The organism is Psychrobacter sp. TB15 (assembly GCF_000511655.1).
Lineage (GTDB): Bacteria > Pseudomonadota > Gammaproteobacteria > Pseudomonadales > Moraxellaceae > Psychrobacter > Psychrobacter submarinus.
In genome coordinates this window covers 138,388-165,230 of sequence record NZ_AYXN01000042.1, presented here as the reverse complement: position 1 = coordinate 165,230, position 26,843 = coordinate 138,388, and the positions used below count along the sequence as shown (strand labels likewise).

Here is a 26,843-nt window from a genome sequence, read left to right as displayed (position 1 = left end):
GAATATTTTTAATGAAGGTTTTTAGCAAAGGTTTTTGACACCGGCTTTTAGCATAACTTCTTAACATAGTTCTTTAACATAGTTCTTTAATATAGTTTTTTAACAGAGTTTTTAACTTAGACGTCGTTTGACATCGGCATCACTAAACGTAGGTGATTGAATAAGCATGGATTGGTTGAAAGGTATTTTAAATTTTTTGCCACTTGAGCAGCTCAGCGATATTCTTGGTGAGATTGTGATTTGGTGGAGTCAGATGGTCAAAAACGTACCACCTGCCGACTTACCTATGTACGCTTATCTAGGCGGGACGGTCATCGTCTTGCTATTATGGATTTTGGTTGCACGCGTTTTGCCAAAGCCACTTGGTGGTATGATTTGGATGGTTATCTTTGCCGTACTATTAGCGCCCGGTACCGCGCTTGGCGAACAAGGCGAGATCGCGCCTGCTAGTATCGGCGTGATTTATGCACTATTGATGAAGGATACTGCCTCAGCGGTGAGCAACTCCCTGCCTATCTTGGTGGTGCTAGTGGTTGGTTTGTTTATCGGTTTTGTTTGGCAACTGATCCGCGGCGCTTTTGAGTCCAGTCTCGATAAGGCGCGGCGCAATAGTGCTGAAGACACCGAAGCCAATATGCAACTGGCATCAGGCAACTACTTAGAAAAAAAACATAGCGAGCCAGTACCAACAGCACAAACCGCACAAACAAACGACCTTGCAGCTGAGCCTAAAGCGTCTGATAGCCCTACCAAAAAGCCTGTGAAAGGATTTTATAGTAAAAAACCAAGTAATGAAGCGGCGTCGCACGTAGATAAAAAAGACTAATGGCAATACTCAGTAAACATTATTTTGGATGGTATTAGCATTAAAGAAAAGACACTATTTATTAGTGTCTTTTTTTCTTTCTATAACTTTTTACATCCAAATTAGCTTGCTCAAATATACGGTTTTATATCCGTTTCATTGTTTGTTTTTTATAAGGCATAGACTATCGTAACTAAAAATTGCAAACCCATCAGTATTTTGGCATTAACACCGGTTATGCTAATCTTAAATTATTTATATTGCATGGCTTTTATTGCATGTTAGTGTCTAAATTTAGCATCTATCAAACGCCTTTATTTTCAACACATCCTAACCACTAATATTGAGATTTAACTTTATGGCAGACAATAACCAAAAGAACTTTACCGGTACCAATACTTATATCGCCACTGACGATCTCCAGCTCGCCGTTAATGCGGCGATGACGCTACAAAAGCCGCTGTTGATAAAAGGCGAGCCGGGCACAGGTAAGACCTTGCTCGCTGAAGAGGTAGCCGAGAGTCTAGGTATGCCGCTGATTACTTGGCATATCAAGTCCACGACCAAAGCTGAGCAAGGCTTGTATGAGTATGATGCAGTATCACGTCTGCGCGACTCGCAACTTGGCGATGATAAAGTCTATGATATCGGCAACTATATCAAGCCCGGTAAGCTGTGGGAGGCGTTTACTAGTGAGGAGCGTAGTGTGCTGCTTATTGATGAAGTCGATAAAGCCGATATCGAATTCCCTAATGACTTATTGCATGAGCTCGATAAAATGTCATTTTATGTCTATGAGACAGGCGAGACCATCTCAGCTGAGCAGCGCCCAGTGGTCATCATTACCTCTAATAACGAAAAAGAGCTACCTGATGCGTTTTTGCGTCGCTGCTTCTTTCACTACATCGACTTTCCTGATGAGCAAACCATGCGTCAAATTATCGAGGTGCATTTCCCTAATATCCAAGAAAAGTTGGTCAATGATGCGCTCGATCTTTTTTATAAACTGCGCAATTTGCAAGGTCTTAAAAAGCCGCCTTCGACCTCTGAGTTGGTCGATTGGTTAACGCTATTGTTAGCTGACGATATGGCACAAGAAGAGCTCGAAGAAAACTTGCGCGGCGAAAAATCCATTCCGCCGTTATATGGCGCGCTACTCAAGAACGAAGCTGACGTCAATTTATTACAGCGCTTTGCCAATATGATGCGCCGTTAATCATGAGCTTTGTAGGGCGTTTACGATAAGCTCGTATGAGCCATTTTGCTAGCTAGGCCTGTCAATAAGTGAGAGACAATCATGTTTATAAAACTCTTTTATACGCTGCGAACTTACGGCGTACCCGTCACGACTCGCGAGCTGCTCGATCTCAATGCCGCGCTCGACAAAGGGCTAATGATGCAGCCGCATCCTGAGAGCTCAGCAGACTCAGAGTATCCAGAGCTGCAGACTTTTGCCAGTCGCGAGGATATGTATCGGCTGATAAGGCTTTGCATGGTTAAAGACGAGCGTCACTTTGATAAGTTCGATCGGGCGATGGCAGATTACTTCGAAGGCGTGGATAGCTTAGATATCGATGAGCTGATGAATAAGCTGACCGATATCCCCAAAGAGTGGCTCGATCTCAAGCTCGATCCCAAAAACCTAACCGATGAGCAGCGCCGTTTGTTAGATAAGTATGGCTCGCTAGAGGAGCTGCTGAAAGCGCTAGAGGAGCGTCTTAAAGAGCAAAAAGAGCGTCATCAAGGCGGCAGTAAATGGGTCGGCACTGGCGGCAGCTCTCCTTTTGGCGCTTATGGCGATCATCCCGAAGGCGTACGCGTCGGCGGTGAGTCGCGTAAGGGCAGTGCAGTCAAAGTCTGGGAGCAGCGTAAGTATCGTAACCTTGATGATGATAAACAGCTTGGCACGCGCCAGATCCAAATGGCGCTACGCAACTTGCGTCAGTTTGCACGTACTGGTAGCGAGGATGAGCTAGATATTCATGAGACCATTAAGCGTACCGCCAAAAAAGGCGTGCTCGATATTCATATGCAGCCTGAGCGCCGTAACCGCGTCAAAGTACTCATGCTATTCGATGTCGGCGGCAGTATGGATATCCATGTTGAAGCCTTAGAGAAGCTGTTTTCAGCGGCGAAAAACGAGTTTAAAACCTTAGAGTTTTTCTACTTCCATAACTGTCTGTATGACTATGTGTGGGAGGATAATAATCGCCGACATAGTAATCCTATGCCGACTTACGAGCTGCTTAATAAGTACGGGCGCGAGTACCGAGTGATATTTGTAGGGGACGCATCTATGTCACCGTATGAGCTGTTTTCAGTTGGCGGCAGCGTTGAGTATATGAACAACGAAGCGGGAGTAGTCTGGCTAAAGCGTGTGCTCGCGCACTTCGATAAAGTCGCTTGGCTTAACCCAGAAGAAGCCGCATTTTGGTCCTATACGCAAACCATCACTGAGATAAAACAGATCTTTGACAACCACATGTATCCGATGACTTTGCATGGGGTAGAGGATATGACCGCTTATTTGGCAAGGTAGTTTCTCGTCAAAAAGTATAGCCATAAACGTAATGGTATAAAGGTCGATATCCACAGATAGCGACCTTTTTTATCATTTATAATATTTATTGATATCATCGACTTTATTATTATTTGTTGCTAAAGTGATTTTTAGCGAGCAACGGATTGTGCTACTGCTGCCTTCGTTTTATATTGTCCTATATTTGCCTTATTTCACCTGTTATTAATACTCGAGACGCTCATGATTTTCAAAAAACATCACATCGCAATCTTGCTACCTACGCTTATGGTTGTAGGCTGTGCTAGCCAAAAGCCTGCCACTCAGCCGACTAAGCCGGTACGCCAAGGTAATGTGCAAGTCACCCAAACGCAAACCATCACGGTTAAGCCAAAGCCAGTTGTCAGACCGCAAGTGGTAACGCCTGCACCAAAACCAAGCTATACTAGTTTCTCAGACTGGAAGTCAGACTTCAGTATGCGCGCGATATCTGCCGGCAAAAACCCTGCCGATATTCAGCGTTTATTAGCCTCAGCTAATCTCAATCAACAAGTCATCTCGCTAGACTCGAGCCAACCAGAATTTTCTAAAATGCCATGGGACTATGCCGACTCCGCCGTATCAAGTGGTAGAGTCAGTACTGGCCAGCGCAAGTTTAATGAGCAGCGTTCTTATTTATCTAGCCTTGAGTCGCGTTATGGTGTTCCGGCTGAGATAATAGCGGCGATTTGGGGTATGGAGTCGTCTTTTGGCGCAGTGACAGGTAACAGCTATATACCAAGCTCGCTTGCCAGCCTTGCCTATGATGGCCGCCGCCAAGCGTTTGCCGAAGAGCAGCTCTTAGCATTGGCTGACTTATTGCAGCGCGGTGATGTGTATTGGTCGCAGCTCGATGGCTCATGGGCTGGCGGCATGGGTGAGACGCAGTTCATCCCAAAGACTTGGCTCGATTATGGTGTGGATGGCGATTATAACGGTCATCGTAACCCTTGGTCTACCAAAGATGCGCTCGCCTCCACGGCCAATTATCTAAATGCTTCAGGGTGGGTACGCGGTCTGGCGCCGTTTTATGAAGCGACGCTTCCTGCCTCGTTCGATTACTCTTTAGTCGGCACGAAGCAAACAGCGGCAAGATGGGCGTCGATGGGTCTAGACACTATAGAAGATGTCAATCTAGATGCCAATACGATGATGGAGCTGTGGTTACCAGCCGGTAAAGATGGTCCAATCTTGCTGCTAAGCCCAAACTTTGATGTGATTAAAGTCTATAACAACTCCTCAAATTATGCATTGGGCGTAAGTCTACTTGGCAAAGCGATAACGGGTCAAAGTGGCCTACGCACATCATGGCCGCGATACGAGCGTCCGCTATCGACCGTACAAGTCAAAAATTTGCAGCGCCGTTTGACTAGCGCAGGCTACGATACCAAGGGCGCTGATGGTATCATCGGTACCAATACGCGCAAGGCTTTTCAGCGCTGGCAAGCGGCTAATGGACAAACGCCAGATGGTTTTATCACCCAGCGTAGCGCGATATCTTTAACTGGCTGGTGAGCGGATCTGATTATGCCTTTTTTTAAAAGTGACTATTGGCATAAATTGAAGTGGCATAAATTAAAGTGGCATAAATTAAAGTGGCATAGATCAAAGCTTAACGATTAAATGTTTTTTCTAAAATGAAGCAAAAGCTAAAAAGCATCCGAGTTAGGGTGCTTTTTTTGTAAAGTCTAAATGATTTGGGTTAAGTGATTTTGGTTAGGTGCTTTTGGTTAGGTGATAGTCTAAACGTAGGGCGCGTCAGGGCAATGTGCAGCCTTAATTTCATTATCTGTAGGCTGACGAGTGATAGTGATGGCGCTTTGCTGCTCAGGCTGCCAGTTGATAAGTTGCATATCGGCGAAGCTCTCAAGCCAGCCGCCCATGGGCCAGTGTTGCCACTTCTCATAAAAGCGATTGGCATTGACAACGATACTCGAGAGGTGATTGAGCGGCGGACGATAGACACTGTGCTGCTGATGATAGATAATATCACCAGTCAAATAAAACTCAATATTTAGTTCGCGTGCCATAAAAGCAAAGTCCGTGTCTTCTGCGCCATAACCGACATAATGAGTATCAAAACCGCCGATATTTTCAAATTGAGTACGGCTAATGGCAAAGCATAAACTCCAAAACGCACCATAGTCTTGCGTACGCTCAATTGTTCTTTTCGCTCTGTTAGTTATCTTCGCGGACTCTAATTCTATACTGTCAGTGGATTCGGCAGCTTGTTCAACCGCCTGCCCAACCGCTTGTTCAACCGCTTGTTCAACAAGGTTATGACGATAAGGATTAGTCACCGCGAGAGCATTTAGTTCACCATTGCCCCAATCACCTTGTTGTAATTTACCAGACTCATTATCGGTTAGCGGACGCGTCAGATAGAGCGGCTGACCCATCAGCAGGGCACTGGGATGCGCGGCTAGCTTCGCGCTTAATTGCTCAACAAAAGTCGTCGACGCGATACAATCGACATCCAAAAATATCAGCTGCTCATAACTGGCTTTAGCTGCGCCAAGATTGCGGTTTCGGCCAATATCGAACCCTGTTTTTTCTATAGCGTCGTTTTCGTTGTCCGACAGCAGATCTTCTTGACTAGCTGCTGCTAAATCAGTCTCTTTACTGTCCAAAGTAGGGATTTGCACGATATTGAGCGGATACTCAGCTAAGCGCTTAGGTTCAGTATCATCGTTGACGATAATGACCTCAGCAGGCTGCACGCTACCGTTAGCTAAACTACTAAGGAGATTATAAAGGTGGCGATTACGACCATAGCAAGTGGTAATGACGCTGACATCGATAGTTTTGGGTCGAGGGTGGTTTGCTTGATTCATAGTTTATTTTTATCGTATTAATCATTTAGGAGTCATATCTAGCTTTGGTAATAACCAGTCCTGAAACCAGGATTTAGTAGCCGGATAATCAACAAAGCTGTCCATCAAGGCTTGGGCCGCGGTTTTAGTGTTTGTTTCATCTACCGTATTGTTACTCACTCGGTTGCTGTCTGGCTTAGCAGATGAAGTGAGTAAACTGCCGAGACTAGGAGGGTTTTTTGACACGTCTACAAATTGTTGCCAACTCATCGCCCGCCCTTGTGCGATAAGCGCCTCTGCCATTACTTCTTGCTCACGATGTGGCCGCTCATCTGGTAGCACTACTAATGGCGTCTTGTGATGATAAGCTTGGGCGATAGCATTGAGTCCGCACGCCATTATCAACAGATCGCTATGCATAAGAAAAGGCGAGACATCGGTTACTTGCGCGGCGATATCAACATAGCTACGTTTGTTATCAGCGATTAGCCCAAGCGATATAATCAAGGCATCAGGGTGCATCTCTCGCAGTTTCGGCAGCTTAGCGTCAATCGCTTCATGGCCACCATAGCCTTTAATCACTGTAATAATCTTTGGGTTTTGTTCAGCTTCATCGGTTAGATTAAACTTTGTAGCAGGGTTTGAGCCATTATTATCGTCTTTGATTAGATCGGCTAGCGATACTATAAATGCATCATAAGAGATGGACTTGGCGCTCTTTTCAGGCAAAAAATCTAAGTATAAGGTTTTTTGTTGAAGCCAGTCGTCGGTCTCAGACGTCTCTAAGGCTTTCGGGTAGGGCGCAAGTAAGCCTAGGGCCCCGGCAAAAGCATTGAGATGCGGATCGTCATCGCGAATACCTGCAAGCCTAACGTAAAGATAAGGCACGCTAGCAGCGCGGCAGAGCATAGCGACTTCTACGCTGACATCGATAATCATTAGATCGATGCTATGCTGCTGAATAGCATTTAAGAGTTGTAGGCTACGAGTTTGGATATCGTGATTACCTACAGGAGAGTAATGCAGACTTGCCGGCTGCCAGTACTTGCCTGCACGGCCAGCCAAAATATCATCCTCTCGCTCATCCTCTGCATTAAGACGAATAATTTGGTCATTTTTGACAGTCGTAAAAGTATAAGCGTCTATGGTAAGGCTGGTAAAAACGATAAAGTTGTTACGTAAGCTGATAGGCATAAGCGCGGCTAGTTTATCCGCTTGTCGGCAATGACCTGAGCCGTGGTGATGAGCATAATAGCCAATGCGCATAAAAATTCCAAAAATTATATAAAGGTTTAGAGTAAAAATTAAACGACTCTTTCAACTTTTTGCTTCCTAGTTTCGTCTTTATTTTGAGTAGTCGTTTCACTTGGATTATTAACACTATTTTGACGATTTATATTTGAAACAGTATTGCTAGCTTTACAATTAGCGCTATCTGATACTAAAGGTTCTAGCGATAACGCTTGTCTGTATAAATCGACATAGCCATCGACCATAGCCGTAACCGAACAAAACTGCTCAGCACGCGCACGACAAGCCGCTCTTGAGCGAGTCTTAATAGTATCAAAAGCTGCTACAAAGGCCTGTTCATTACACTTAGGGACGATAATACCTGTCTCATCGTTGATAATCTCTGCCGCAGCGCCTACGTCGAAGCCTATCACTGGCGTACCGCAGGCTAAGCTCTCAGCCAAAGTGAGGCCATACGGCTCATCCCAAGTACTCGTAAATAGCATGGCGGTTGCTTGACACAAATAGTCGTTGATTTGATCTTTGGTTAAGTGACCCACGTAAGTGAATAGCGCCTCGCCATCTGCCTTATCGGCATCCGCTGCCAGTAGTGGCGCAACTTTGCTATCAAAATACTCTTGATTACTTTTGGGACCTGCGATAATCAAGTGTTTACCCGCTGTCTGACAGTATTGCATCGCTAAGTGTGTGCCTTTTTCGGGGCAAATACGCCCATACCAAAAATAAACCTCCTCGTTAATAGGCTCAATATTGGCTGTAAAAGAGTCGACATCGATACCGTTATAGACCACATGTGATGGCACAAACTCGTCAAACAGCTGCTGCTGGTGAGCGCTGATTGAAGTAAATTGCGTGGCAGTGCCTTGCTGCAGGGTTAATAAAGCTAAGCGTATATGTGGAAAAATAGGCGTATGAAAGGTAGTAAAAAAACGCTTACCAAATGCCTGACCCGTTAGCATAGGTACGTGATACAGACTATGGTTATGGATGATATCAATCTCGCCGCGTTTGTCCCTAGCAATGATATCGCTAAGCGCCTGCTGATATACAAGATACTGATACATATCCTCACGGCTCATGCCGACAGAGTCGTGCTCATTGTCATAAACTAAAGCATCAAACTGTTCGCGAGTCATGAGCGGCTGTAGGTTAGCCTGCGTTTGGCTGTCCTCATGAGCATAGAGCAGTACGTCATGACCGCGCGCGACTAGCTCATCACATAGTAGCTGAGTAATCATCTCCAAACCGCCAGCATAAGGCTGTGCAATCGGATAGAGCGAATGAGCGATGATAGCGATCTTTAGAGGCGCATGCATGAGCGGCGCAGAGCGAATCTGCATCGAAGCTTTAGGATTTGTCAGTGACATAATGTGTCCAGTAAGGGGCGATAAGGAGAATGTAAGTATTGTATTTATACCGGTATTATATTTATATCGGTTTAAACGTTCGTTATAGCTTTTATTATCAATAGCCGCACAAGCTGAATAAAAACAGCTATGAGCTTGCGGCTTCTTTGTCCGCGCAAGCTTTATTAATAGAGTGACGGCTCATAGCTGTTGATGGAATAGATTTAGCTTTTGCTAGTGAGGTAGCCGTTTTGCTTGGCTTACGCCCAGCTTTATACTGGCTATGCGTTTTAAAGTTAATAATTTGTCCCTCTGTTCGCTGATAACGATAGTTGTCTAGCGCCACACTGGCAGCAAACACTTTTATCAAACAAATCACTAAAGCAGCAATAAACAACACCGGCGAATAAAGCGGAGAAAAAGGCGCAACTAGTAGCAAAGTAGCCAAGTTAAGCATCAATAGCAGTTTAGGTAGCGCCCTGATATTGGCTATAAAGGTCGAGCGAGAGGTACTACTATTAGCTTGTTTAGGCGTACAAATAAAAGGTTTGTCACGGCCCCAAAGTACTGGCATCCACGATAAAGCGCCAAACTCCCAAAAATTCAGGTGCAGCAGCCAAGCTCGCGTTTGTTTTTTTAACGGTTTATATTTTTGTAGAAGAGAGGCAGGCTTATGGCTAGTTTGTTTAGCGCTATGTATTTGCTGGTTAAGAGGGGCGCTATCATGACTATAAGCCCAAAAGCGTCTGCCTAAAAACAGCGCGTAGCTGGCAAAAACGGCATACAAAGGCGCGAGTAATAACTGAAAATTTGCTGCAAAATTAAGTAATAAAGCGCCAGTAACCATCAGGACACACGCTAGCTGCAGCAAAATAAATAAGCCAGTGAAGTTGACCCAAGCGCTAAGCTGCGAGAGATGCGCTCTGATATAAGATAGGCGCTCAGAGTTTTGTTGAGCTTTAAAAGGTGTTTTCTCTGCTACCGACGCTTGCTTATCAGTAGCAAAATAAGAGCTCAGCACTTGCATATTGCCATAAATCCAGCGCTGTCTTTGACAGATAAGATCCGGCAAAGTGTTGGGCAACAGGCCTGTCGCTATCACTTTAGGGATAAACTGACTCTTCAGCCCTTGCCGGTGCATCAAGACACCCATTTGCGCATCTTCAGTAATAGACGCGCCAGACCAGCCGCCTAGTTGGGTAAGGGCTTGCCTGCGAATAACTGCAAAAGTACCCGTTGATAACGCGCGCTGACGGTTGAAAGGGCGGTACAGATGATAATTAAAATAATGGTTTAATTCGCTATGCACATCTATTAGGCCTTTATCGCGATAAAACTGCGGAAACTGCAACAAAGCATGAGTAGGATAGTCTACTATTGCTTGAGCGATAGCTTCTCTAGCATAAGGGAGCGCTTGATAATCACTATCGACTACCACAATATGACTACAGCTTGCGTCCATCAACTCTAGCGCTAAGTTCAGCGCTCCTGATTTAAAGTTAGCGACTTTATCCACATGATAAAAACGTACTTTAAGCTCACTTGCCAAACTGGCGCAATAAGCGGCCAAAGGCTCGTACAAGGCTTTATCTGTATGGTTGTTATCGATAATGAGAATCTCGTCATTAGCGGACTTAATGGCTAGCAAAGACTCAATAGTCGCTGTGACAACCTCAAACGGTTCAGCACGAGTCATAATCTGAAAACTTAAACTAACCGTATCCTCATTATCCAAACCTTCAGCATAAGAGCTGCGGCTTGAATGATAAGTAGTGAAATTAGGCGTAAAAGCAGTCACTTCATTAACGGTCATGATCTATCCTTGAGCATCCACGTAACTTATGGCTAATAGGGTTAAGTATTGATAATTATAATTTTAAAGTTATTTTTATAATTTTAGGCGTCAGTCATGTAAGAACAGAGCTATTAATAGTAAAGCTATACTCAGTTATAAAGTCATAATAATATGGTTTAATAGCTCAAATTAGACAAGAATTGTCGTAAAAATAGCCTAAGTGTAACGGTGAGTAATTTAGGTAAGAAAGTGTTAGTTATTAGGTGGTTAGCGTCCAGATTAGTTGCTGTATCGTCTTCTACTGATTTCTAGCACCTGCATTTAGTCAGCAGACAGGTTTTATGATTCAGAGTCATATTTGTTTACTCTAATGTATAGCTGGCGAGTAAAGTGTTATAGTCGGACCAAGCTAACATGAACGTATATTCACTTAGTGCTTTGCCTAAATGAGCATAAGCAGAATTTTATAGAGTTCGTTAAAAAGCATAATGTTTTGATAAGGATAAGATGATGGGATTATTAGTAGAAGGACAGTGGCAAGACCAGTGGTATGACACGGATGCTACTGGCGGCCGCTTTAAACGCGAAGAGTCGGGCTTTCGCAATTGGGTAACCAAAGATGGTGGCGCAGGCCCAACAGGAAAGGGCGGCTTTAAGGCTGAGCCAAACCGTTATCATTTATATGTGTCTTTAGCTTGTCCTTGGGCGCATCGCACGACTATCTATCGTAAGCTCAAAGGGCTTGAGGATATGATATCGCTATCGGTAGTGCATCCGTTTATGCGCGATTACGGCTGGACCTTTAAAGACAGCGACGGTGTCATTCAAGATCCGATCAACCATGCCAATTATATGTATGAGGTGTATACCGCAGCAAAATCTGACTATACCGGCCGCGTGACAGTCCCTGTATTGTGGGACAAAAAAAACCATACTATCGTCAGTAATGAGTCCTCTGAGATCATCCGTATGTTCAACTCCGCCTTTGATGAAGTCGGGGCAACACCGCTTAATTTACTACCAGATGATCTAAAAAACGAGATTGATGAGATTAATGAGCAGGTCTATTCATCAGTCAATAATGGCGTCTATAAAACAGGCTTTGCGACAACGCAAGAGGCTTATGAAGAGGCGGTAACCGAGTTGTTTGACGGCCTTGATAAATTAGAGGCGCGTCTGGCAACGAGCCGTTATTTAGTAGGCGATAGACTTACTGAGGCCGATTGGCGACTATTTACCACTTTGGTAAGATTCGATGCGGTTTATGTCGGTCATTTTAAATGTAATATTCGCCGTATTATTGATTATCCTAACCTTTGGAACTATCTCAAAGAGCTATATCAAGTGCCCGGTATCAGCGAGACTGTCAACATGGAACACATTAAGGCGCACTATTATACCAGTCATGACACTATCAATCCGACTGAGATCATACCACTTGGCCCAGTTATTGACTTTAACGAGCCGCATAACCGTGAGCAGATGAGCGCATAAATAGCGGCTTTAAAACCGATATATTAGCTTATTCATTTTTGCAGAAACCCACTATCTAAAAGCTAGTGGATTTTATACACTCGCACAAGTGATACTTTGAAATTGAACTTTTGATAAATGGTTAGGAGCTAAAAATGACTGATAGAGTCGATCCACAAGACATACAACACAAATTTGAGCGTTGGTCTGCTCTACAGTCAAAGTTATTACAGGCGCAGCAAGATTGGAGAGAGGCAGAAGCGCTACTGTCTGAGGTACAAGAATACTATTTAAGTCCGCAGTGGATGCAAGATCGCAAGGCTGATGTCACGATTAAGCACTCTGGTGAGGCTCATTCTATCTTTAGCGAAGACGGTATTTGGAATGCGATGACAGAGCATCAAGAGCAGGCGATTACTTGGATGCGCTTAGGGTTGGACGCTATCGACAAGTAAATCAAGGCGTTAGCACTTAGTGATTATCGGCCTGCGCGTTTGTTAGTGTTTATCAGATAAACGCCGCTTTACAAACCAGCCAATAATAATGACAACGATAAGGATGCCAATACCTGTCGAGTAAGGGGCGAGCGTCGATTCAATAACCTCGTAGTTTTGGCCCATATAGTAACCCGCGAGCGTCAGACCTGTCGTCCAAATGCTTGCACCAAGTGCGGAGAGCCCCAAAAACGGTAGCATCGGCATATTATTCATACCGGCAGGAATCGAGATAAACGAGCGGATACCAGGCACCATACGACCAAAGAATACCGCTTTTTTACCGTGCTTATCGAACCATTCATTGGTAGCTTTGATATCGTCAGGTTTTACAAAAACAAATTTGCCATATTTTTTGGTTAAGGCTATCAAGCGCTCTTCATTAAACACGCGGCCTAAATAGTACAGTGGTAACGCACCAAGTACCGCGCCAAGCGTCCCTGCTAGTATGGCAAGTATGAGATTAAGCTCACCATTTGAGGCGGCAAACCCAGCAGCAGGCATAATGACCTCAGAGGGAATAGGCGGAAAGACGTTTTCGGCAAACATGGCAAAGATAATGCCAAAGTAGCCAAACTTCGCCGTGATAGAGAGTACCCAGTCACTGATTTGACCCATAAAAAACCTTTAAAATAGAATGAACAATACTGCTGCTAAGCCGAATATTTAGGCAAAAGATACTAGCTCATCACTGGTTTTTCAATTTAGAAGGTTTTACGCGCTGTGCAAGTTTCGTTAACGTATATCTAAATCATCAGCGTAGGCAAATAGTGCCGGCGCGCCTCCGGTATGCCAAAATAAGACGTTATCGGTTGCTTTGATTTGCCCGGTGCGTATCATATCGATGAGTCCGCCCATCGCGCGTCCCGTATAAACAGGGTCCAGCAAAATACCTTCGTTTTGCGCAGTCAATGCAATCGCTTCTTTTTCAAGCTCGCCGATCACCCCATAACCGTCGCCAACATAATCAGAGTTGAGTATCAGATCGTCCGCAGTGAACTGATAATCGGCTGCAATCAACTGCGCTGTGCTGTTGGCTAGGCTCACGATATGCTCATCAAAAGGCACTTTATCCATCTCACCTTTATCAATATTGATGCCGACTATTTGACTATGAGTCTGCAGTATTTTATTGCCAAGCATTAAGCCGGCATGAGTCGCGCCAGAGCTAGAAGCGAAGATAATATGGCTAAAATCTACCTTTAACGCTTCACGCTGCGCGTTAAGCTCTTTGTACGCCTCGATAAAGGCCACCGCACCTAATTCATTAGAGCCGCCGTAAGGAATGACATAAGGTTTTTTGCCCTCAGCTTTTAACTGTGCCACGAGGGCTGGAATATCTTCCCCCTTACGGTTCTCGCCTGCCCAATGGATATGGCAGCCGTAGACTTTATCGAGTAGTAGATTACCTTGCGGCTGCTCGGGCTCTTCGCCGCCTAAGACGAGATGACACTCAAGCCCGAGGCTTGCCGCAGCCCCTGCCGTTTGCCGGCAATGATTGGACTGAATAGCACCTGCAGTAATCACCGTATCCGCGCCTTTGGCTAACGCATCACCGATAATGTATTTAAGCTTACGCGTTTTATTACCGCCGAGGGCGAGTCCCGTATTGTCATCGCGCTTCATATAGATATTGGGGCCGCCAAGCGTTTTGCTTAAACGTGTCAATTCAATCAAGGGCGTAGGGAAGTAGCCTAGCGACGCTTTAGGGAGGTTATGAGTCATAAAAAGTCCATTTTTAAGAGTGATTTATAGTCACTTCAAGCGAAACAAACATTTAGTATTAGCGTGAAATATGAGCTGCTCGTCACACTTGTTATTCTACAATGATAAGCATCGAGATTCATAAGTTTACTTATTTTATCAAACTGTACTCATAAAAAACCCTCATTCAACATTAAGCTTGAATGAGGGTTGGATATTGTCTAACGCTATTATAATGAGGCTACTGAGATTTAGAAATGCACTTTTACTAAGGCACTAGGTACGCTTTGATTGACGCCATCCAAACCAAATTTATTACGCCAGTAACTGTATTCCAAACCCACTTCAATACGGTTATCGATGCCTAGCGCCTCTTGCAAATTGTACTTAATTTGCGGATTAATATGTAGCTGATCTTCTAAATCATCATTGTTAAATGAGTAATCAATATAGCCATCAACGACGAAGTTGTTTTTCTCCCAACCATAAGTCAAAGTAATTTGCTGATCATCAGCGTCATTAGGGCCTGAGTTGTTATTGAATACATGATACAAGGACGCGGAAGCGTATTTCATACCTCCGATAGGCACATCGAGATCCGCACCGACTCCAACCAGATAGTTGTCTTGGCTAAAGCCGCTAGAGTTGGAGCCAAACTCGTATTGAGCGGCAAAATTGACTTGTTTGATAAAGCTATCATTAAAGGTTGCGACTTTAAATTTAGGCGCAAGCTCGCCATAGATGTCTTTGGCTCGGCTTTTCTCATTATCGCTCGCGCCTTGCAAGCGATCAACGAAGAAAAACACGCCGCCCCAAGTATGCGCAGAGGCATGCTCAAGCGTGAGCGTAGTCAGCTCGCCATCTTTTGCTAGCTCATAATCCTCACCGTATAGCAGTGAGACGCTAGTATCTGAAAACAGCACTTTAGCCTGCGCATTGCTAAACGCTCCTAGTGCTAGTGTAGCGATAACAGCCGTGGCTAATGGTTTGGCAACAGAGCGCTTAATATTTAGGCAAGGTTTTTTGATCTCGGTCACAGAGGTTGATGCAATTGAGAGAGGATGACGCACAGTAATACTCCTTTATGTACAGTCGTTGGCGAAACATAGTTAACTATCGAAAACAGGCTTAACTTATAATAACGGCATTCATTAAAAGCTGATCTCTAAATGCAAAGTTTTTTACTTTCGCTGTAGCCGTTTATAAAGGGAAATGCCTAGTAAGGTAATCACGTAAATCACAGTTGATTGAGGCGTCACGTGGTTACTTATTACAATATTTATTAACAATCTGAAACAGTTAAGCACGTTCTAAAGGCGCTGACAATGGAAAATTAGCGAACAAAATCAGCTATATAGGCAGTGTTTAAGAAAAGGGTTCACTAAGTTTATGATTTATAAAGAATAACTGACCAAATGGTCAGCTTTGCTTTTTTGTAAATGAAACAGAGCATTTAGGAAGAGAAGGGGTATTTGGATCTTTTTGATCATTAACGATAATAAATAGTTCGCTGTACGGATGTGAAAGATAATCCATCTAACCAAAGTAGAAACCCCAAACAGATCACTGTTTGAGGTTGAAAATACTTAAACTTTACACCGTTAACGCTAAAACTTTAAGACTTACGCGCTTGTACTAGATCGACAATAAGCGCCTTTAATAAGCTGATCGCCATTAAGATAATAATAAACGAGAAGGGCACCGCCGCGATAATCATGGCAGAAGTAATGGCATCTAGTCCACCTGCGAGAAGTAATGCAGCAATCACCGCGGTCAAAGCGACAATCCAAATAAGAATATGCTTGGCTCTATTCTTAATGTTGATCTTACCTGCCGCATTGATGAGATTAATCACTAATATCGCTGAATCGGCTGAGGTGACCAAATAAGTAAGCAAGAGGACCACAACCATCGCGGAGACGCCGATAGCCATCGCTGGCTGCAGCATAAAGCCTATAATCTCAAACAGCTGAGCGGTTAAGCCTGAGTCGAATATCTGACCTCCTGCGACGCCGCTGAGCTCCAAATCGATACCCGTACCACCGATTAAAGTGAACCAAATAAATAGCGTCAGACTAGGCGCGACGATACCTATCAGGCCAAACTCACGAATAGTACGGTTTTTAGAGATGCGCGCTAAGAACATACCGACAAATGGCGCAAATGCGATCCACCACGCCCAATAAAAAATAGACCAGCTGGTCTGCCAACTGCCAAGCTCTGTATTTGGATCCCAAACCGTAAACATCATCGCCGGTAGATTGACGATATAGTTAAAAATACCTTTACCGAGCATCTCTAAGGCAAACATCGTTGCGCCAAAGATCAAGAAGAAAGCCAGTAATAAGATCGACAATACCATATTAATATTACTGAGCCATTTCACCCCGCGTCCCACTCCCGATAGCGCAGAAGCAGTCGATAGACACATCACGATAAATAACGATAACAGCAGCGCGCCAGTGGTCGGTTCAGGACTCGCCGTGTTAGTCACTAGCCACTCAGCTCCGGTAATGCTGTATAAGCCTGAGGCAAAGGTGCTTAGCCCCACTCCAATAGTTTGCGAAATACCAAAGATAGTGGCAATCACCGCTGAGATATCGATGATATCTCCAAGCTTGCCCTCTAAGTGCTTACCAAACAGTGGCGTGAGAGCAGAGCGCATCGTTAGTGGCAAGCCGCGTGCGTAACTAAAAAACGCCAAGCAGATACCGACTAAACTATAAGTCGCCCAGACACTAATACCCCAATGCAAAAAAGAGTAACGGTAAGCGGCAGATAATGCCTCCTCGCTTCTGGGTAGCACTACACCATCAATAGGGGCTATCGTGTTGGCCGCAATTTGCTCTTGATAAACAGCAAAGACATCCGCCCCTTCAGGCAGCCTAATACCGTTATTACTTAGCGTTGCCATAATCAAGTCTTTTGACATGATAGTCTCGGGGTTACTGGACAGATGCCAAAGCGGCTCGGCGGCGCTATAGGTCAATACCCCGATACCGATGCCGGCTCCAAAGATCATTGAAAACCATGAGAAGTTTGAAAATTCAGGTTTTGCATTGGGATCATTTCCAAGCTTAGTGCGCCCAAACGAGGGCCATAATATGACGGTCAGGCAGACAATGATGTAGAAGGAAACGGCATAAATATAATAGCCATTAAGATTAGCATAAGACCAGTTTTTTATAGCACTGAGGACGATACCGGAGCGCTCGATATCACTTAATATCCAAATTACAACTAAAGATATTAGTAGTAGAGCGCTCAGGGCCACAAAGCGATTAAGACCCTCAAAAAATCCTGAGTCCTGAGTCTTTATATGCAGATGTTTTAACGGAGGGCGAAAAGCCATAGCGTTTCCTTGACTTGCGATAATAGCTACCGCAGGGTTTGATAATTATGAAAAAGAGCAATCAGTGGTGGCCATATGAGTAGTTGTTATGAGTAGTTTTTTGGGCACTACTGAATACTCATAATAGATGGGTCACGATTGACTAGAAGGGGTGCTTTGACCAGACGATTAAGTGCTAATAGCAAAGCTTTAGAGGGGTAGTGATGGAATAATAGCGATAATATTTATCGAAGCAGAAGACGACTCTATGACGATGAGTACGCCTTATTTATAATGCGTCAAAGCCTAAAAACAAAAAAACCCCAAGTAAATGAATACTTGAGGCGAAAATCGTTTAAACCTTGTGGTTAAATGTATTTTTCAAATATGGCGCAGCGGACGGGACTCGAACCCGCGACCCCCGGCGTGACAGGCCGGTATTCTAACCAACTGAACTACCGCTGCTTAGGTCGTCTTAGCATCTTGCCTTTATAAAAGGCTCACTTGCTAATAAGTGGTGGGTGATGACGGATTCGAACCGCCGACATTCTGCGTGTAAGGCAGACGCTCTACCAACTGAGCTAATCACCCTGAGAAGCGTTAAAAAATTGCACTGCAATTTTAGCTTCGCAAGAGAAAATTCCTTAAAGGGAATTTTCTAGAAGTTATGTACCTAAACTAGGTACTGAAATCCTTAAATTAGAATTTCTAACTCGTTTAAAGCTGTCACCGCTTTAAACTATAAAACCTCTAACAACTCAGAACCAATAAAGCCCCTTGCTGTGGGTGTGTATTATATAGATTTGGTGATGCCTGTCAAATACTATTTTATAAATTCGACAAATAAATAATGTAACTGGCTAAAAGCGAATTATAATAGTGGTTTGTAGGCAATATTATTTGTTGACTTCCTCCCCGACCTAAAGGAACGGGGATTCCTACTAAAGACGGCCAAGCCCGACCGCGAGAATGTTTTTTGCTCCATTAACATCTCTGTTATGGGTCATTTTACAAGAACGACAAAACCACTCTCTTATACCAAGACCTGATCTACCTTTCGGACTGTCTTGGCGAGAGCCGCAACACGAGCAGGTTTGGGTGCTGTACGCTTCATTGACTTCGATATAGTGGCAACCTGCGTTCGCGCATTTATAATCCAGTTGCCGCTTAATCTCAAACCAACCAGCATCATAGACGGATTTGGCCAGTTTGGATGAAGTGAATGATGTTGATTTAATCTTTCCAACAACGATTAGGCTGTTGGCTTTGACAAGCTTTGATGTGAATTTATGAATTAAATCCTGGCGGGTATTTTTAATCTTGGCGTGAATGGCACGGACCCGTTTTTTATTCTTGGCTCTTTGGGCAATTGCCAGTTTTTCGGCGTATTGATGGGTCAGCTTAGTGGTTAGAACATCGCCATTACTACTGACCGCTGAATCCTTACAGCCTAAATCAATACCGACTTGGCCAGTGCCGCACTTAATCTTTGGAAATTCTTTAACGGTGATACAGGCATACCAGTGACCACGATTGTCCTGCACCAATTCGCAAGTATTGATGCTGTAGAGCGAGAGGTTATGGCTATCCCATAGGTCTATTGTGAGCTTTTGACGGTTAGCTAAGCTAAATTGCAGGGTGCTTTTTAAAGACTTTTTACCGCTTTGGCGCGTACTGATATGCTTAATGGCGGTCTTTTTAAAAGGAATCCAGCCAAGAGATCTACGTTTGGCCTTTGGGTTGTTGGTGCGCCAGTTGAGTTTGGCTTTTTTAAACTGTTTACGGGATTTAGCGTGAACCTCACTAATCGCTTGCAAGGTTTGGCTGTGCAAGTTTAAATACTCGCCACTACCTTTGGTATAAGCGGCCAAGTCATAGGCTGAAAAGAATTTGCCTGTGCGCTGTAAATGTTTAAAACTAAGCTCATTGACGTAATTCCAGACAAAGTTAACTGACCCAGCCAAGATATTAAGCTGAGTGGCATGTTTGTCTTTGATGCGTAGCTTGAGCGTTTTCATGGGATAATTATGATCTCAATGTATTTGGTTATCAAGGGGTTCGCTATACTGGGCGACAACGATTGACGCCTGATATCCACGCCCTAGAAGGATGTGGTTTTACGGCGTTGGATGATAAATTACATTTGATACATTATAGGAAGGAGGCTTACCATAGCAGTTTGTTTTTCATACCTATAGATAGACGTGCTATATAAGCTGCATAAACGCTAATAGATGCTGCAAGCTTAGAACACCTTAATCATTGGAGAGTATTATAGACCCTTTAGCGACACAACAGACACTTGCGCCTTGGTCCTGGATCGACTTGGCCGGTCTTGGTTTAGTATTGCATATTACTTTGATGGTCGTTATGACGCTGCGTATCGTCACAGTGCAGCGCAATATTGGCGTGTCTATTGCTTGGATTGCTATGCTCTACACGCTGCCTTTAGTCGGCTTTATCGCTTATCTATTATTAGGTGAGCCGATGATTGGGCGGCGCTATCGGCAGCGCGTTGACCAAGCGCAGCTATTGACCAACGATATGGCAGCGCGCGAGCGTTTGGTATTTGATCAAGGCCAAGATCTATTGTCCGATCATTATCGCGGGGTGAGCTCTATCGGGACGCGAAAGACCGGCTTTGGCGTATTTGCTGGTCATCAAATGCAGCTGCTGACGAGTCCAAGCGCTATTTTTGATCAGCTTATTGCTGATATTCATAATGCTGCTCACACTATTTATATGGAGTTTTATATTATCTACCCGAGAGGCCAGGTGCTTGAAGTACTGCAGGCTTTAATGAGTGCCGCGAGGCGCGGGGTAGAGTGTCACATCCTAGCGGATAGTGTTGGTAGTCTAGGGTTTTTTAATCGTAAGCACCAAGAAGCTTTAGAAAATGCCGGTGTCTTTGTTTATCAGTCACTGCCAGTAGGTCTACTTAAGACCTTGTTTAAGCGCTCAGACTTGCGTAATCATCGCAAGATTATCGTCATCGATGAGTATATAGGCTATACCGGTAGCTTCAATCTGGTTGATCCTAACTATTTTAAACAAGATAAAAACGTCGGCCAGTGGATCGATGTGATGATTCGGAGCACAAGCGTGCAACCGATTAGTATCGCGACGGCTATGAGTAAAGTGGTGGTCACCGATATCGGCGCTGAGAGTCAAGATAATCTCTATGAGCTTGATAAGCGGGTAAATAATTACACGCGTAAGCTCTGTGTGATGCATCCTACTATCAACGATCTGAACAGTCGGGTGCAATTGCTTGATGAGCAGGGGCATACGCAAGAGAGTGCCGTGCAGCCATTAGCGGGGACAAACTTGATAGATATTGCGCCTATGCCAATAGTCAATAACGTTATCGCTCAACTGATCCCATCAGCGCCGCAGCTGACCGGGCATGTCATTTATAATACGCTAGTCACGGTTATCCACCGTGCTAATACGCGCATTCAGATTACTACGCCTTATTTCGTGCCAGACGAAGCCTTATCTGGGGCGCTAACTACAGCTGCAAGGCGCGGCGTCGATGTGACGTTGATTGTGCCAAAGAAAGTAGATTCATTTCTGGTACAGCATGCCTCGCAGGCTTATTATCAAGAGCTGTTAGAGGCGGGCGTGAAGATTGCACGCTTTGAAGGCGGCTTGCTACATACCAAAACCGTGGTCATTGACGATGATTACTGCCTGTTTGGTACAGTGAATATCGATATGCGTAGCTTTTATTTGAATATGGAGGTGACTTTGGCGATTTATACCCCAGAGATGGTGGCGCAAGTTCTGAGCTGCCAAAACGCTTATTTGGAGAATTGTGATTTTTTGGAGCTGCATTATTGGCAGCAGCGCCCTCGTTCTAAAAGCTTGTTCGATAATGTGATACGCTTGTTTAGTCCCTTATTATAATTTGCATGTTTATTCACCCATAGGATACGTTTCGCTATGTCTGTCAGCTCTGATTCATTTGTAGCCAAGACTTCACTGGATTATATCGCTGAAGGGTACTGGCAGGACTTTTTGGCTCAGCGTCCTATCGCAGGCGGTGTCGCTTATGAGGCTGAGCTGCAGGCTTGTAAGTTAGATGAGACGCTAGCGAGTTTGCAGCGCGTGGACACGCTACTATTACAGATACGCCGAGATAATGCTAAAAACGCAGTAACAGAGCAGCACTTATTGGCAGATGATCGCTTTCGCCATCTATTATGGTTCCTTGCGTTTTATGCCGGCCGCATTTTAGCCGGTGAGTGGCAAAGCTTGCCGCATTGGTACAGTCAGTCTGATCTACGCCGCCGATATCCTCAGCTGAGCCTATCTGCCGATGATTTTTATCAAGACATGGCAGTAGCTTATCGAGAAGACAGTGCTCAGGTAAACGATGATTTAAATGAGGTAAGCGCTCATGCAGCGGCGTTATTTTTTGCTTTAGAGCCAATCGGTTTGCGCCTATTTGGTCATATTGATAGGCAGTTTGTCGCCGCTCAAGGAGGACAGATTGCTAGCGGTCTATATCAAGCGGTCAAAGAGCGCTTGCCTCAAGTGTCTTCGCAAATATCTCAAACATCTCAGTCGGCGAATACCACAGTAGAGACTCAAAGGCTGCCAGCGAATACGGAAAATAACTCAGAATATCAGCAACACTTAGGACAAGATGAATCAGTGCAGATAAACGCTAAGCCGCCTATTCAGCCTGTCTTATCGTCAACCACAGCGCAGTTAAAGCCAACGGATAGCGATAACCATCCTAAAATTGCAACCAATAATGAAGTTAATAACCCTGCTCATAAAAGCCCTAATAGCCAGACCGCAAATAATAAAGTTGCTAATAAAAACGCCCAACCGACGCCTGAGATCTTTACTCGTTTGTTAAACGAGCTCAATGAGATTAAAGTACCGCAAAATGCTGGAAACAAGGAATATGAGCAAGCTTGTCATATACTCGATCAGTTCGAGCGTCATATCGCAAAACAAAACAAACCACGCGCGCAAGTTAAATTCTCTGATACTCATCAAGCCGCTCGTCTGCAGGCATTAGGCTTACTACAAAAATCAGCTAACGCCGGCCATACTGCCGCTATGCTCCGACTCGCGATGTATGAGCTATTAGGCGAAGGCACCGCTAAGTTAAATATGGATAGCGAGTCTGATAAGGACAAAGCTAGTACAGATCGGGCTAGCATAGATCAGGCGAGTAAGGAGAAGGGTATAAGCTTAGTCAAACAAGCCGCTAACGCCAATGATAGCCGCGCCCAGCGCTTGTTAAGTAAGCTGTACTATCAAGGGTTTGGGCTGACGCAAGATATAGACATGGGCAAATATTGGCTCGAGCAGGCGGCGGACAACGGTCATCCTGAAGCGCTAACTATCAATCAAGAGTGGCAGCAAGCACAGCTCTTGATGACGACTAAAGCGCAAGAGCAGCACAGCTTAAAGCGATATCAGTGGCTTATTGGCGCGATAGTGGTAGCGGCGCTTTTATTAATTATATTTGTCTAATGGCTAATTCTCATTGACTAAAGTTTACGGTAAAATTGTCACGCTCATTTTTAGTTTTTCGTCTTGTCTGCTTAAGTTAACGTGTCGGCTGTGTTTGCTGCCGTCTTATCCCTTATTGAACGGGTCTCATGTCATGCCGTCCTCTTATACCCCGCCGTCTTCAACAGATATAGAGACACAGGAGCCTAGCGTCGATTTAGTCGAAGTTTACGCTGAGCCGATGAAGCTTGCTATGCGTACTCCGCAAAGCCCGCCTTGGTATTATCGGGTGGTGATTGGTATTCTCAAACCCTTATATCGTCTGCAAGTCTGGCGCCGCTCGCATAAGCGCGACAACTATCAGCAAGAAGTGGCTCAGCGCTTTGGTAAGCAGTATCCGGCGCTCGCAGCTCCATCAACGGCAGATATCTCGACTCAAAAAATAATTTGGTGTCATGCGGTGTCTTTAGGCGAGACCAACACCGCCGCGCCTTTATTAGACGCTTTACTAGCGAAGGGCTACCAGATTTGGTTGACCAATACCACGCAGACGGGCTTTGCGCGTGCCGCTCAGCGTTTTGCTGACGATATCGCGCAAGGACGGCTGACTCATAGCTACGTGCCGGTAGATAGTCCGGCTGTCATTGATAAGTTTTTAAGTCACGTACAGCCGATGGCCGCTTTGTTTATCGAAACTGAGCTTTGGGCCAATATTTTAACCAAACTCTCGATTCAGCAAATCCCTAGTATTTTGGTCAATGGACGCTTATCCGCCTCTTCATTCAAAAGCTACCAAAAGATCGAATCGGTCAGCGCGAGCATGATGCAAAATCTAACGCTGATTATCGCGCAGGACGATGAGTCGGCGAAACGCTTTCGCCAACTTGGCGCATTAAGCTCACAGATACGAGTAGCCGGCTCATTAAAATGGGTGATTAACACGCCAAAACCAGTAGCCACAAATATGCAAGTAGAGCAAGAGTCTACAAATAGTATGACGCTAAAGGGTCTCAATCGGCCGATATGGATAGCAGCAAGTACCCATGCAGGCGAAGAGAGTATTGCGCTGGCATGGCAGCAGCAGTTGCTGTCAGATCCTAAGCTTGCCAATACGCTACTGATTATCGTACCTAGACATCCTGAACGTTTCGCTGAGGTCGCTGAGCTTATCAAAGCCACTAATCTGACTATGGCAAGGCGTAGTTTGGATGAGCCTATCACTGCACAGACCCAAGTGTATCTTGCGGATACGATGGGCGAGCTGATGCACTGGTATGAGCAAGCGGATGTGGCTTTGGTCGGCGGCTCGTTGGTAGATATCGGCGGTCATAATCCTGTTGAGCCTGCGAGCGTAGCGACGCCTGTGCTAATGGGCCAATATACGCAGTCTTGTCAGAGTGTGGTGGATAAACTGGTAGAGGTAGGGGCGCTTTATCAGCCTAATAATGAGTTTTATCAAGACCATCAGCAATTGCTCTCTCAAAATTCAAAGAATGATGCTCTGCAAAAGACTAGTAAAAGCCAATCATCAAACACTAGTAAGAGCGCAAACTCATCAGATCAGGCTAAGATGTATAGCCAGTTACAGCTTTGGCTGAGTGATTTATCAGCCGCTAAGCGCGCAGGGCAGGCAGGCGCGCAATTGACAAGTGAGCAACAAGCGGTGCTTACGCAGCAACTTGAGATGATTGAGACGGTCATTAGTCAGTCATTACAAGGAGTAACGGGTAGAGAAGTGCTGTGAACTGTCTACTATTACCCATCGATAATTTCTCAAATGCTGACGCTACAAGCGCTCAAGCTTATATCAGCGACCCTAAACAAATCGATCATATCCATAAGGTATTAGGCTTGCAGGTAGGCGATAGCTTAAAGATTGGACAATTAGGCGGCAAGCTGGGCAGCGCGATTATCGATGATATGACACCAACTGTCATTCAGCTACGCGAGGTGCAGCTTACTCTTGCACCGCCTAATAAGTTAGACCTCACCGTTGTTTTAGCACTGCCACGCCCAAAAGTGCTGCGCCGATTAATTATGGATATGACAGCGCTTGGGGTGGCACACATCATCTTAATAAACAGCTATCGCAGCCAAAAAAGCTACTGGCAAAGCCCGATGCTTGGCCGTCTTGACGAGTTTGTACTCGAAGGACTACAACAATCCGTTGATACTATTGCGCCGACTATCACCTTAGAAAAACGCTTTAAACCTTTTGTGGAAGACAAGCTACCGCGTTTGCTCACAGACATAGATGGACAGGCGATCGTTGCTCATCCTTACGGTGCGTTATCGCTATCAGCTTACTTACAGCGAGCGTCTACTGATAGCTTACCTAAGATAGTTTTTATCGGTAGCGAGGGCGGCTGGATCGACTATGAGATTGAGCTACTAGCTACGCAAGGCTGTCAAGCGCTTACTATAGGCTCAAGAATATTGCGTACTGAAGCGGCAGTCAACGTCATTGTCGGGCAGTGGCTGTTACCTCATTAACAAACCTTGCAACATCAAGCACATTATAGCTTCTGCTCTTATGAGCGAGTCGCATAAAGTTATTGATAATTAATATCATCTCTATTAGTATGTATTTGCTCGTTTTAAGCCGTTTATCTCGTTATTTATAACCCCCTATCGATGTTCTTTTGTTTATAATCCAGCTTTGGAGAAAGCCATGTCGTTACAAGCGCTTAATGATTCAGTTGCGGTAAGTCAGCCCATAAAGACCACGTTATCTGTGGCTATGTTTAGTATGATGTTAGGTTTGGTCGGTTGTAATCAAAGCCAGACACCTGAACAGACGGCTGAAGACGAGGCATCAACAACTGAAGCGGCAACGGCCAATAGCGATCAGTCGGTGACGATTTATTCATCGCGTAATGAGCAGCTGATTAAGCCGTTATTAGATCGCTATACCGAAGAGACTGGCGTTGAGATTGAGCTGGTAACTGATAAAACAGGCCCACTGATGGCGCGTCTACAAGCAGAAGGTGATAACACCCCAGCTGATATGCTATTAACCGTTGATGCCGGTAACTTATGGCAAGCAGGAGAGCAGGGCTTATTGCAGCCGATAGCATCAGAAACTCTAAATACTAACGTTCCGGCGAAGTACCGTGATCCAGCGGGTAATTGGACAGGTCTGTCGCTACGCGCTCGTACTATCTTTTATGACCCTAGCAAAGTCGATGCTGAGGAGCTATCGACGTATGCTGATCTGGCTGATCCAAAGTGGAAAGGCAAGCTATGCCTGCGCACTTCAAAAAAGGTCTATAACCAGTCATTAGTCGCTAGTATGATTGAGCACTTGGGCGCTGAAAGAACTGAAGAAGTGATTCGCGGCTGGGTAGATAATCTAGCCACTGATGTGTTCAGCGATGATACGAGTATGCTAGAAGCTATTGCGGCTGGTCAGTGTGAAGTGGGTATCGCTAACAGCTACTACTATGGCCGCATCCTTGATGAAAACCCTGATTTTCCAGTAGAGATATTTTGGGCCAATCAAGACACAACTGGCACCCATGTCAACATCTCTGGCGCGGGCGTAGTTGCGGCAGCAGACAACCCAGATGGCGCGCTTAAATTGATGGAGTGGTTGTCGTCTGATGAAGCGCAAGGTATCTATGCCAGCTCCGATAAAGAGTATCCAGTAAAACAGGGCGTTGATGAGTCAGAGATGCTCAGATCTTGGGGCAGCTTTAAACAAGATGATATCAATGTTCAAAAATTTGGCTCGCTACAAACTCAAGCGATTCAAATGATGGACAAAGCAGGCTATAAGTAAGGCTTGTTCATTAGCGTC

20 protein-coding genes and 2 tRNA genes are annotated in these 26,843 nt (G+C 44.8%); 11 read left to right on the top strand and 11 right to left on the bottom strand.

What is annotated here, in order from left to right; genetic code table 11:
- The first annotated feature begins 166 nt into the window (after positions 1 to 166).
- The 4 genes from W234_RS0112250 to W234_RS0112235 all read left to right on the top strand — a co-directional run bounded on the left by W234_RS0112250 (position 167) and on the right by W234_RS0112235 (position 4,877).
- Positions 167 to 826 (top strand): hypothetical protein, encoded by a 660-nt coding sequence (locus tag W234_RS0112250; RefSeq protein WP_025647122.1) that lies wholly within the window; start codon positions 167 to 169, stop codon positions 824 to 826.
- Positions 827 to 1,163: 337 nt separating this feature from the next.
- On the top strand, positions 1,164 to 2,021 hold the full coding sequence (locus tag W234_RS0112245; protein ID WP_025647121.1) for an AAA family ATPase: 858 nt from the start codon (positions 1,164 to 1,166) through the stop codon (positions 2,019 to 2,021).
- A gap of 81 nt (positions 2,022 to 2,102) precedes the next feature.
- Entirely contained in the window at positions 2,103 to 3,344 is a 1,242-nt protein-coding gene (locus W234_RS0112240) for a vWA domain-containing protein (protein WP_025647120.1), read from the top strand.
- A 222-nt stretch (positions 3,345 to 3,566) separates the two neighbouring features.
- Positions 3,567 to 4,877: a lytic murein transglycosylase gene (locus W234_RS0112235; RefSeq protein ID WP_025647119.1), complete on the top strand. Its 1,311-nt coding sequence runs from the start codon at positions 3,567 to 3,569 to the stop codon at positions 4,875 to 4,877.
- 227 nt (positions 4,878 to 5,104) lie between these two features.
- On the opposite strand, the gene W234_RS0112230 is transcribed toward W234_RS0112235, so the two are convergent.
- The 4 genes from W234_RS0112230 to W234_RS0112215 all read right to left on the bottom strand — a co-directional run bounded on the left by W234_RS0112230 (position 5,105) and on the right by W234_RS0112215 (position 10,585).
- Positions 5,105 to 6,196, bottom strand: coding sequence for a glycosyltransferase family 2 protein (locus W234_RS0112230; protein WP_025647118.1), 1,092 nt, complete (start codon positions 6,194 to 6,196; stop codon positions 5,105 to 5,107).
- A 21-nt stretch (positions 6,197 to 6,217) separates the two neighbouring features.
- Positions 6,218 to 7,441: a hypothetical protein gene (locus W234_RS0112225; protein ID WP_025647117.1), complete on the bottom strand. Its 1,224-nt coding sequence runs from the start codon at positions 7,439 to 7,441 to the stop codon at positions 6,218 to 6,220.
- 38 nt (positions 7,442 to 7,479) lie between these two features.
- Positions 7,480 to 8,793, bottom strand: a complete 1,314-nt coding sequence (locus W234_RS0112220; RefSeq protein ID WP_025647116.1) for a glycosyltransferase — start codon at positions 8,791 to 8,793, stop codon at positions 7,480 to 7,482.
- A gap of 127 nt (positions 8,794 to 8,920) precedes the next feature.
- Complete coding sequence (locus tag W234_RS0112215; protein WP_025647115.1) at positions 8,921 to 10,585, bottom strand: glycosyltransferase family 2 protein; 1,665 nt, start codon at positions 10,583 to 10,585, stop codon at positions 8,921 to 8,923.
- Between the two features lie 492 nt (positions 10,586 to 11,077).
- On the opposite strand from W234_RS0112215, the gene W234_RS0112210 reads away from it, so the two are divergent.
- Entirely contained in the window at positions 11,078 to 12,061 is a 984-nt protein-coding gene (locus W234_RS0112210) for a glutathione S-transferase family protein (RefSeq protein WP_025647114.1), read from the top strand.
- Between the two features lie 134 nt (positions 12,062 to 12,195).
- Complete coding sequence (locus tag W234_RS0112205) at positions 12,196 to 12,495, top strand: DUF4298 domain-containing protein (protein ID WP_025647113.1); 300 nt, start codon at positions 12,196 to 12,198, stop codon at positions 12,493 to 12,495.
- Positions 12,496 to 12,537: 42 nt separating this feature from the next.
- On the opposite strand, the gene W234_RS0112200 is transcribed toward W234_RS0112205, so the two are convergent.
- The 7 genes from W234_RS0112200 to W234_RS0112170 form a co-directional block, all read right to left on the bottom strand.
- On the bottom strand, positions 12,538 to 13,152 hold the full coding sequence (locus tag W234_RS0112200; protein ID WP_025647112.1) for a DedA family protein: 615 nt from the start codon (positions 13,150 to 13,152) through the stop codon (positions 12,538 to 12,540).
- Positions 13,153 to 13,269: 117 nt separating this feature from the next.
- On the bottom strand, positions 13,270 to 14,259 hold the full coding sequence (locus tag W234_RS0112195) for a D-cysteine desulfhydrase family protein (protein WP_025647111.1): 990 nt from the start codon (positions 14,257 to 14,259) through the stop codon (positions 13,270 to 13,272).
- A gap of 230 nt (positions 14,260 to 14,489) precedes the next feature.
- Positions 14,490 to 15,308: a DUF5020 family protein gene (locus tag W234_RS0112190; RefSeq protein WP_025647110.1), complete on the bottom strand. Its 819-nt coding sequence runs from the start codon at positions 15,306 to 15,308 to the stop codon at positions 14,490 to 14,492.
- Between the two features lie 545 nt (positions 15,309 to 15,853).
- A complete protein-coding gene (locus W234_RS0112185) occupies positions 15,854 to 17,590 on the bottom strand; it encodes a BCCT family transporter (RefSeq protein WP_025647109.1) in 1,737 nt (578 codons plus the stop codon).
- A 367-nt stretch (positions 17,591 to 17,957) separates the two neighbouring features.
- A tRNA-Asp gene (locus W234_RS0112180) sits at positions 17,958 to 18,034 on the bottom strand.
- A gap of 50 nt (positions 18,035 to 18,084) precedes the next feature.
- Positions 18,085 to 18,160, bottom strand: a tRNA-Val gene (locus tag W234_RS0112175).
- Positions 18,161 to 18,510: 350 nt separating this feature from the next.
- A complete protein-coding gene (locus tag W234_RS0112170; RefSeq protein ID WP_025647108.1) occupies positions 18,511 to 19,587 on the bottom strand; it encodes an RNA-guided endonuclease InsQ/TnpB family protein in 1,077 nt (358 codons plus the stop codon).
- 244 nt (positions 19,588 to 19,831) lie between these two features.
- Here W234_RS0112170 and W234_RS0112165 point away from each other — a divergent pair, with 244 nt between their 5' ends.
- The 5 genes from W234_RS0112165 to W234_RS0112145 all read left to right on the top strand — a co-directional run bounded on the left by W234_RS0112165 (position 19,832) and on the right by W234_RS0112145 (position 26,825).
- Complete coding sequence (locus W234_RS0112165) at positions 19,832 to 21,478, top strand: cardiolipin synthase (protein WP_025647107.1); 1,647 nt, start codon at positions 19,832 to 19,834, stop codon at positions 21,476 to 21,478.
- A gap of 36 nt (positions 21,479 to 21,514) precedes the next feature.
- A complete protein-coding gene (locus W234_RS0112160) occupies positions 21,515 to 23,065 on the top strand; it encodes a tetratricopeptide repeat protein (RefSeq protein WP_025647106.1) in 1,551 nt (516 codons plus the stop codon).
- 220 nt (positions 23,066 to 23,285) lie between these two features.
- The gene (locus tag W234_RS14070) at positions 23,286 to 24,788 is read left to right on the top strand and encodes a 3-deoxy-D-manno-octulosonic acid transferase (protein WP_413771583.1); all 1,503 of its coding nucleotides are present in this window, start codon (positions 23,286 to 23,288) and stop codon (positions 24,786 to 24,788) included.
- On the top strand, positions 24,785 to 25,537 hold the full coding sequence (locus W234_RS0112150) for a 16S rRNA (uracil(1498)-N(3))-methyltransferase (protein ID WP_025647104.1): 753 nt from the start codon (positions 24,785 to 24,787) through the stop codon (positions 25,535 to 25,537). The genes W234_RS14070 and W234_RS0112150 overlap by 4 nt, the downstream gene beginning before the upstream one ends.
- A 178-nt stretch (positions 25,538 to 25,715) precedes the next feature.
- Positions 25,716 to 26,825 carry an extracellular solute-binding protein gene (locus W234_RS0112145; RefSeq protein WP_025647103.1) on the top strand — a complete coding sequence of 370 codons (1,110 nt, stop codon included), beginning with the start codon at positions 25,716 to 25,718 and terminating at the stop codon, positions 26,823 to 26,825.
- Positions 26,826 to 26,843: the final 18 nt, after the last annotated feature.

Bases quoted from the DNA above. Each gene is read 5' to 3' on its own strand.
- W234_RS0112195 (WP_025647111.1), bottom strand. From the start codon at position 14,259: ATGACTCATAACCTCCCTAAAGCGTCGCTAGGCTACTTCCCTACGCCC.
- W234_RS0112215 (WP_025647115.1), bottom strand. From the start codon at position 10,585: ATGACCGTTAATGAAGTGACTGCTTTTACGCCTAATTTCACTACTTAT.
- W234_RS0112210 (WP_025647114.1), top strand. From the start codon at position 11,078: ATGGGATTATTAGTAGAAGGACAGTGGCAAGACCAGTGGTATGACACG.
- W234_RS0112240 (WP_025647120.1), top strand. From the start codon at position 2,103: ATGTTTATAAAACTCTTTTATACGCTGCGAACTTACGGCGTACCCGTC.
- W234_RS0112235 (WP_025647119.1), top strand. From the start codon at position 3,567: ATGATTTTCAAAAAACATCACATCGCAATCTTGCTACCTACGCTTATG.
- W234_RS0112200 (WP_025647112.1), bottom strand. From the start codon at position 13,152: ATGGGTCAAATCAGTGACTGGGTACTCTCTATCACGGCGAAGTTTGGC.
- W234_RS0112225 (WP_025647117.1), bottom strand. From the start codon at position 7,441: ATGCGCATTGGCTATTATGCTCATCACCACGGCTCAGGTCATTGCCGA.
- W234_RS0112245 (WP_025647121.1), top strand. From the start codon at position 1,164: ATGGCAGACAATAACCAAAAGAACTTTACCGGTACCAATACTTATATC.
- W234_RS0112145 (WP_025647103.1), top strand. From the start codon at position 25,716: ATGTCGTTACAAGCGCTTAATGATTCAGTTGCGGTAAGTCAGCCCATA.
- W234_RS0112250 (WP_025647122.1), top strand. From the start codon at position 167: ATGGATTGGTTGAAAGGTATTTTAAATTTTTTGCCACTTGAGCAGCTC.
- W234_RS0112185 (WP_025647109.1), bottom strand. From the start codon at position 17,590: ATGGCTTTTCGCCCTCCGTTAAAACATCTGCATATAAAGACTCAGGAC.
- W234_RS0112230 (WP_025647118.1), bottom strand. From the start codon at position 6,196: ATGAATCAAGCAAACCACCCTCGACCCAAAACTATCGATGTCAGCGTC.
- W234_RS0112170 (WP_025647108.1), bottom strand. From the start codon at position 19,587: ATGAAAACGCTCAAGCTACGCATCAAAGACAAACATGCCACTCAGCTT.
- W234_RS0112160 (WP_025647106.1), top strand. From the start codon at position 21,515: ATGTCTGTCAGCTCTGATTCATTTGTAGCCAAGACTTCACTGGATTAT.
- W234_RS0112205 (WP_025647113.1), top strand. From the start codon at position 12,196: ATGACTGATAGAGTCGATCCACAAGACATACAACACAAATTTGAGCGT.
- W234_RS0112220 (WP_025647116.1), bottom strand. From the start codon at position 8,793: ATGTCACTGACAAATCCTAAAGCTTCGATGCAGATTCGCTCTGCGCCG.
- W234_RS14070 (WP_413771583.1), top strand. From the start codon at position 23,286: ATGAAGCTTGCTATGCGTACTCCGCAAAGCCCGCCTTGGTATTATCGG.